This is a genomic window from Blastococcus sp. SYSU DS0510 (assembly GCF_054050835.1).
Genome location: NZ_JBJHAC010000015.1, coordinates 108,230 through 114,741 on the forward strand (window position 1 = coordinate 108,230; position 6,512 = coordinate 114,741).

Below are 6,512 nucleotides of genomic sequence, written 5' to 3' on the forward strand. Positions count from 1 at the left end.
GGGTCACGCGCTCTCCCTCAGGGCCACCGGTCAGGTCTCGACGTCCTCCGTCGAACGGTCGCCATCGTCCGCCCTGTCGAGTTCCTCGCCGAGCAGCTCAGCCACGTCGATGACGTCGGCTTTCTCCCTGCCCCCGCCGCTGGCGGCCAACGTGTCGAACGCCGGGAGGCCGTAGCGTTCCCGCAGAAAGCGCTCGCGGTAGATGTGCTCGGCGTCGTCGGTCACGCTGGTGAAGAGCTTGGCGTTCATCCCCGCGCCGAACACGGCGCCGACGATCGGCACAGCCTGGCCGAGCTTGCGCTGGGTGATGCGGATGCCGATGCGGGCAAAGACCTGCTCGACCACGCGGGTCACCGCGTTCTTGCGAAGCTGCTCCCAGGTCGCTCGGCGGGCCAGCATCTGGACGAGCTTGTTGATCTCCGCATATGCGGCCACCTTGCCAGCGCCTGTCGCGGTGCCCATGCCGAGCACCGCCAGCGCGAACAGCCGCTCGTCCGGCTTGTCGACGTCGTAGCCGTAGTAAGCGGCGATGTGCGCCACGGCACGATTGGCTCCCAGAAGCACGGCAACGGCGTCGCCAGCCATCGCCCCGATGACGGTCGCCGCACCGGGAGCACCGCCGGCGCCGACCCCGAACACGCCGCCGGCCGTGGCGAGCAGTTGCCCCCCTGAGACGGCGAGGCCGGCGACCGCGCCCTCCGCGGTGGCGCCGGAGGCGTAAGCCAGCCCAAGCTTCGGCTTCACGCGGTCGATGACCTGCAGGTCGAGCTTGCGGATGTCGTCGAGGTCATCGACGGTGTGCCCGCGCTTCCGGTAGGCCTCGATGATCGCGTTGTCGCGCACACTGGCCATCGCCGTCCGCGCGCCCAAGTCGCCCAGGCCGTTGAGCGCCTCCAGGAACTTCGCCTCGAACGCCTGCGCACCCGGCAGCGCCTCGAACTTGTCCTTCGCGGTCTCTCCTGCCTTCACCGCACGGTCTCGCACGGCGGCCGGCAGCACTCGCCGCGTCCGTGCAGTGAGCCGATGCTCACGCCATTCGACGATGTCCCCCCACGCACGCTCCTCGTACGGCGCCATCTCGTTCGACATCTGGTCCCCCGTCATCTGTGGTCCTGCCTGTGAGTCGTCGGGAAGATCGGGTCCGACGCATGCTTGTGGTCCTCGGTGACCGCGGACTTGGTCACCTGGATTCTCCGTTTCCCGCGGTCAGCCGCCGGGCCACCGCCTCCCCGCCGACGCGTCGGATCAGGTCGAGGTCCCCGCAGACGACGAGCAGGTCGCGGGCGCGGGACAGCGCGACGTAGAGCATCTCCTTGGCGCGCGCCTCGTCCCGGAAGCCGTTGACGGCCAGCACGACGGCCGGCCGTTCGAGCCCCTTGAAGCCGAGCACGTGGCCGTAGAAGACGTCGTCGTCCTGCCAGTAGGTCGCCCAGTAGGCGTCCTGGCCCTCGGCCTGCCGCTCCACCTGGACGGGGTGCCGCCGATGCGTGGTCAGCAGCGCCACCGACTCGGGCGGCCAGCCGTCGTCCAGCAATTCGTCGGCGACGTCGTCGGCCGCGTCGACGGCGTCCTCCGTGGCGCACTGAACGAACCGCACCGGCACACCGGACGAGCCACGGATCTTCATCTGCTCCGGCGCGAGGCTGGAGAAGGTGCCGGCGATCTGCTTGGTGTTGCGCAGGTTCTCGTTGAGCGGGATGGGCATCAGGTCGACGGTCGGCCGGCCCTGCCGCGCGAAGATCCGCTGCCCTTCGTCGGAGAAGACGTACAGCGAGCCCGTGTCGGGGTCCCGGAGCGCCGCGAGGACGGCGTCCCACCAGCTCTGGGCGAAGTCCTGCCCCTCGTCGACGACGATCGCATCGAAGCGCTCACCCTCCGGGAGCTCCGCGGCCAGCGACACCATCGCCGCGGGCAGGAACTCCTCCCAGTAGCCGCTGTCGTCGTCCGAGCCCGGCTCCACGCCCCAGCCGATGCCGAGGTTGTGGAAGGTGCCGACGTAGGCCGGCCGCTGCCGCTTCGGCAACGTCTCGACGCGGCGCTTGAGGAACTCGGCCAGGCCCCGCGAGTAGCACATGACCGCCACCCGCTGGCCGTCCGCGGCGAGGCGGCGGGCCTTCTCGACGGCCAGCCAGGTCTTCCCCGAGCCGGCGCCGCCCCGGATCTCCACCCGGGAGAACGACGCCAGCAGGTCGAGGACCTTCGCCTGGTCCCGGGTGAGCAGGTCGCAGGCGGCTTCGCGCTCGGCGAGCTGGGCGAGCAGGTGCTGCTGCGGGATGAGGGTGCCGGCGAGGCAGTCGAGGAGCGCCTCGACGTCCTCGGCGGTCGGCGGGTCGGGCTCGTCGCGGACCTTCTCGAGCGCGGCCCTGATCCGGGCGGCGGCGTGCGGGACGTCGGTCGTGTCGATCGCCATCCAGCGGGCGAGGCCGGGCGCCATGAAGTCCGGTGCCAGCGTGGTGGCCGGCAGCGCGACGAGGTGCGCCGTCCGGGGCCGGCCGGCGGACCAGCGCGGGTGATCGGCGAGGTAGCCGCACAGCAGGTACTTGCAGGCGACGGCCTGGTCGACCGGGTGGATCACGTGGTCGGTGCCGTCCCCGCCCTGCCGCCACTCCCCCCGCTGCAGCGTCACGCTGCCGCCCTTGACCTCGACGACGGCGACGCCCACGCCCGGCCAGGCGACGACGACGTCGGCCTCGCGGTCCTGCTGCCCGTCGCTCAGCCGGACGTTGCAGAAGACGGCGGCGTCGTCGGGCAGCTGGTCGCGCAGGTTCCGGACGAACAGCTCCTCGGAGGCGTGGGCGAACTCCGGATCGTCCGGGAACAGCCGGGCGGTCACGCGCGCGCCCCCGTCACCGAGAGCGCCTCCCAGAACACCGCCTCGCTGATCACTCGGACGCCGAGCGCCCGCGCCTTGCTGGCCTTGCCCGACTGCGAGTACGGGTCGGCGCAGATCAGGGCGCCGGTCTGCTTCGACACCGAGGACATCGGCCGCAGGCCGGCATCCCGGGCGGCCTGCTCGAGCTCGTCGCGGGTGCGGCTCATCGCGCCGGTGAAGACGACCCGGTCGCCGGGCCCGAAGACCTCGGCCCGCCGGGGCAGCGAGACCTGCGCGCCGCTGCGGACGACCGACAGCGCCAGGTCGACGTCCTTGCTCCGCATGCCGAGCAGCGCCGCGACGCGCTCGAGATCGGTCCGCTCCCCGTCGGTGACCACGCCGTCGGCGTACGCGGCGGTGGCCAGCGCCTCCAGGTAGATGCGGTGCGCGGCCGTGACGTGGTCGGGCCCGCAGCCGAGCTCGCCGGCCAGCGAGACCAGCTGGTCGGCCTCGGCGACGCAGACCAGCCGGTCCTCCAGCACCTGGTCGAGCACGGTCAGGTACGGCGCCATGCTGGGCGGGGCGTCGTCCAGCTCCGGCAGCGCGGCCACGAGACCGGCGAGGTAGCCGTCCCGCTCACGGACGGCGGCGGTCGCGGCCTCGCGGGGGAGCGTCCGGCACGGCGGGCAGGTGCTGCCGTCGACGTCCGCGCTCGCGGCGGCGACCAGGTCGGTCCAGCCACCGTCGAGCGCCTCGAAGCCGCGGTAGCTGCCGTCGTCGGCGAAGTCGACGCGGACCCCGGCGCCGGCCAGCGACCCGCCGCCGAGGTCGGAGGCGAGCATGGCCAGCATGAGTTCGGCGGTGGCGCGGGCGTCGTGCAGCGCGGCGTGGCCGTGCACCAGCGGGATGTCGAGGAAGCCGCACAGCGCCTGGAGCGACCGGGTGCCCGAGCCGAAGAACAGCGGTGCCAGGCGCATCGTGCACAGCGTCGGCGACAGGGCGGTCGGCTGACCGGCGCGGCCGAACTCGCGGGCGAGGAAGCGGAGGTCGAACAGCGCGTTGTGGGCGACGAGCACCCGCCCGGCGAGCAGCGAGCGCAGGTGCGCCGCGACGTCGGCGAAGGCCGGTGCGTCGACGACGTCGCCGGCGCTGATGCCGTGCAGCGCGGTGGGGCCGACGTCCCGGCCAGGGTTGACCAGGGTCTCGAACTCGGCCTCGACCTCACCGCGGTCGTCGAGCAGGACGACGCCGATCTCCACGACCCGGTCGGTCCGCGGGGACAGGCCGGTGGTCTCCACGTCGACGACGGCAACGGTCACGACGGCTCCTTCGCGCTCGCGGCCGGACGTCGACCGAGGGGTACGAACGCGCGGACCATGACACGGCGGGAGGACAGAACCGCGGGTTTCGGGCCGAACCGGTCCGCTTCTGCCACACCAGCCCCAGGGCACCCGCAGGCGGTCCGCGTGGGTCGTCTGCACCTCCTGTCGCAGGGCGATTGGTATCAAGCGCGATATCATCTGCCGCATGGCCATGACCCTTCGCCTCGACGAGCAGGAGACCGACGCGCTGCGCCGCCGGGCGCAGCTCGAGGGGCGTTCCATGCAGGAGGTCGCCCGGCAGGCGGTGCGCGACTACATCGAGCGGACCAGCAAGCGGGAGCTGCTGGACCGGGTGCTGGACGAGGAGCTGCCCCAGTACGCCGAAGCCCTCGACCGCCTCGGCCAGTGATCCACCTCGACCTGGAGGACCTGTTGCACGTGGCGGCCGGCACGCTGGGTGAGGTGCAGGTGCGCGACGCCGGGTTGCTGGAGTCGGCCCTGGCGCGGCCGCGCGCCACCGCGTTCGGTGAGGATGCCTACCCCTCGATCCACGCCAAGGCGGCGGCACTCCTGCACTCCTTGGCCCGCAGCCGCGCGCTGGTGGAAGGCAACAAGCGTCTGGCGCTGGCGGGGACGATCGCCTTCTACGGTCTCAACGGTCTCCGGCTGACCCTGTCGAACGACGAGGCCTACGACCTGGTGATCGCGGTCTCAGCCGGCGACCTCGACGAGGTCCAGCCGATCGCCGCGCGCCTGGCCGCGGGCACCCAGCCTTGGGCCTGACGCTCGGCTCCTCGGCCGCGGACGGCGCACCGATCAGCCCGCCGACTGGTGATAGCGACGGAGCAGGTCGGCCGGGATCCGGCCGCGATCGCTGACCTCGATCCCCTGCGTCCGGGCCCAGGCCCGGATCTCGGCGGACGACGCGGGCCGGGCCGGCACCGGCCGGCCAGGAGCGAACGAGCCCTCGACCGTCTCGGTGGCACGCGCCGCACCCAGCTCGGCGAGGCAGGCGCCGAGCCAGCGGTAGGTCCACTCCTGTGCCAGCGGCCGGGTCTCGCAGAAGACGACCGGCACGGAGGGGAAGCGGGCCTGCGCCTCGGCCAGCGCTTCGGCGACCCGGGCGCCGGGGCTGTGCGGCAGCTTGAACAGCCGGCTGTAGCGGTCCTCCACCACGACGGCGGCGCGCGGCAGCGCCGTCAGCTCGGCGAGGGCGTAGGTGAGCTTCCCCGACAGCAGGCTGCCGGCGAGGTCCTCGAGGGTCTTCCGCTCGACGGCGGCGACCACGTCTCCGTCGAGCTCGACGGCGTAGTCACCGGCGGCGAGCCGCTGCCGCCGGGTGGTGGCCTGCTGGCCGCCGAACGTGTACGGGTACTTCTCGCCGCTGTCGACCAGGATGTCGAGCACCTGGCCGTGCGCCCGGGCGTTGGGCAGGTGCACTCCGGGGCGGGCCTGCTTCGTCGTCCGGGGCGACTGCCAGAAGATCACCTCTCGGCCGCGGGCCCGGGTGATGACCAGCTGCGAGCGGTTCTCCCGTGCGCGAGCCAGCACCAGGTCGATCGCGGGACCACGGCGGGAGCAGGAGCGGACGGGGTGCCGTTCGACGATCTCCGCGTCGGCCGGCCACTCCTCGGCCCGGTGGCAGTACACCTTGGCCGCCCGCGGCCACGGTTGCTTGGCCTTGACGACGACGCCCGCCGGGCCCAGCGGGATGCGCACCAGGTAGGGCAGCGTGGATGCGGGGTCGGGGTTGCGCGCGATGAGCAGGTCGTCGACCACGGCTCCAGCCTGGCACGAGGCGTCGAGCACCTGCGCTCCCAGTCGGTGGTCAGCGCGTGAGCGTGGTTACCGCGTCCCCCGCCTGGCCCGCTCATGCCGGTCACGAGCCGGCAGAGCTGTCGCCTCGCCGACCCGCCATCAGGTTGTGAGGACTACTCCTCCCCGTCGCCGAAGGCGTAGACGCACTGCTCGCACGAGCTCTGCGCGGCGACGAACGACTCGGGCGCGGTGGCCCGGCGGCAGGTACGGCACCAGCGGAACGACCGGCGCCGGTGGGAGGCGATGGCCTCCGCCATCTCGGCGACGAGGTACGGCTGGTCTAGGTGTACCCGGCCATCAGGTTGGTGACGGCGGCCGGACTTGAACGCAGAAGAACCTCCGAGTGGGGTGTGGCTTGTCTAAGGCCCACATCCGCCCGGAGGTTCTCGTGTCCCACGGTAATGCCCGCACCACGTTCCACGGCCGGAAACTGATCGTCCAGCGGTGGCAGAACGGGTGGAAGAAGGCGCACATCGCGGCGGCGATGGGGCTCTCGCGCAAGTGCGTGCGGACCTGGGTCACCCGCTTCCAGGACGAGGGCGAGGCCGGGTTGGTCGACC

The 6,512-nt window shown here is 72.5% G+C and carries 8 protein-coding genes; 3 read left to right on the plus strand and 5 right to left on the minus strand.

Annotated features, from left to right (window positions below; translation table 11 throughout):
* Positions 1-30: 30 nt before the first annotated feature.
* The 3 genes from ACI79P_RS13865 to ACI79P_RS13875 all read right to left on the minus strand — a co-directional run bounded on the left by ACI79P_RS13865 (position 31) and on the right by ACI79P_RS13875 (position 4,131).
* A complete protein-coding gene (locus ACI79P_RS13865; RefSeq protein WP_456581640.1) occupies positions 31-1,104 on the minus strand; it encodes an EcsC family protein in 1,074 nt (357 codons plus the stop codon).
* A 76-nt stretch (positions 1,105-1,180) separates the two neighbouring features.
* Positions 1,181-2,833 (minus strand): NERD domain-containing protein, encoded by a 1,653-nt coding sequence (locus tag ACI79P_RS13870; RefSeq protein ID WP_456581641.1) that lies wholly within the window; start codon positions 2,831-2,833, stop codon positions 1,181-1,183.
* Positions 2,830-4,131, minus strand: coding sequence for an exonuclease domain-containing protein (locus tag ACI79P_RS13875; protein ID WP_456581642.1), 1,302 nt, complete (start codon positions 4,129-4,131; stop codon positions 2,830-2,832). Before ACI79P_RS13875 ends, ACI79P_RS13870 begins: the two co-directional genes overlap by 4 nt.
* Positions 4,132-4,339: 208 nt before the next feature.
* Here ACI79P_RS13875 and ACI79P_RS13880 point away from each other — a divergent pair, with 208 nt between their 5' ends.
* Positions 4,340-4,543, plus strand: coding sequence for a ribbon-helix-helix protein, CopG family (locus tag ACI79P_RS13880; protein ID WP_456581643.1), 204 nt, complete (start codon positions 4,340-4,342; stop codon positions 4,541-4,543).
* Positions 4,540-4,917, plus strand: a complete 378-nt coding sequence (locus ACI79P_RS13885; protein ID WP_456581644.1) for a type II toxin-antitoxin system death-on-curing family toxin — start codon at positions 4,540-4,542, stop codon at positions 4,915-4,917. The genes ACI79P_RS13880 and ACI79P_RS13885 overlap by 4 nt, the downstream gene beginning before the upstream one ends.
* A gap of 33 nt (positions 4,918-4,950) precedes the next feature.
* On the opposite strand, the gene ACI79P_RS13890 is transcribed toward ACI79P_RS13885, so the two are convergent.
* Together ACI79P_RS13890 and ACI79P_RS13895 are read right to left on the minus strand one after the other, a co-directional pair.
* Entirely contained in the window at positions 4,951-5,913 is a 963-nt protein-coding gene (locus tag ACI79P_RS13890; RefSeq protein ID WP_456581645.1) for an Lsr2 family DNA-binding protein, read from the minus strand.
* Positions 5,914-6,065: 152 nt separating this feature from the next.
* The gene (locus ACI79P_RS13895) at positions 6,066-6,209 is read right to left on the minus strand and encodes a hypothetical protein (RefSeq protein ID WP_456581646.1); all 144 of its coding nucleotides are present in this window, start codon (positions 6,207-6,209) and stop codon (positions 6,066-6,068) included.
* Positions 6,210-6,340: 131 nt separating this feature from the next.
* Here ACI79P_RS13895 and ACI79P_RS13900 point away from each other — a divergent pair.
* Positions 6,341-6,512 (plus strand): helix-turn-helix domain-containing protein (locus ACI79P_RS13900; RefSeq protein ID WP_456581648.1); only part of this gene is annotated, 172 nt, incomplete at its 3' end.

Bases quoted from the DNA above. Each gene is read 5' to 3' on its own strand.
- ACI79P_RS13865 (WP_456581640.1), bottom strand. From the start codon at position 1,104: ATGACGGGGGACCAGATGTCGAACGAGATGGCGCCGTACGAGGAGCGT.
- ACI79P_RS13880 (WP_456581643.1), top strand. From the start codon at position 4,340: ATGGCCATGACCCTTCGCCTCGACGAGCAGGAGACCGACGCGCTGCGC.
- ACI79P_RS13895 (WP_456581646.1), bottom strand. From the start codon at position 6,209: ATGGCGGAGGCCATCGCCTCCCACCGGCGCCGGTCGTTCCGCTGGTGC.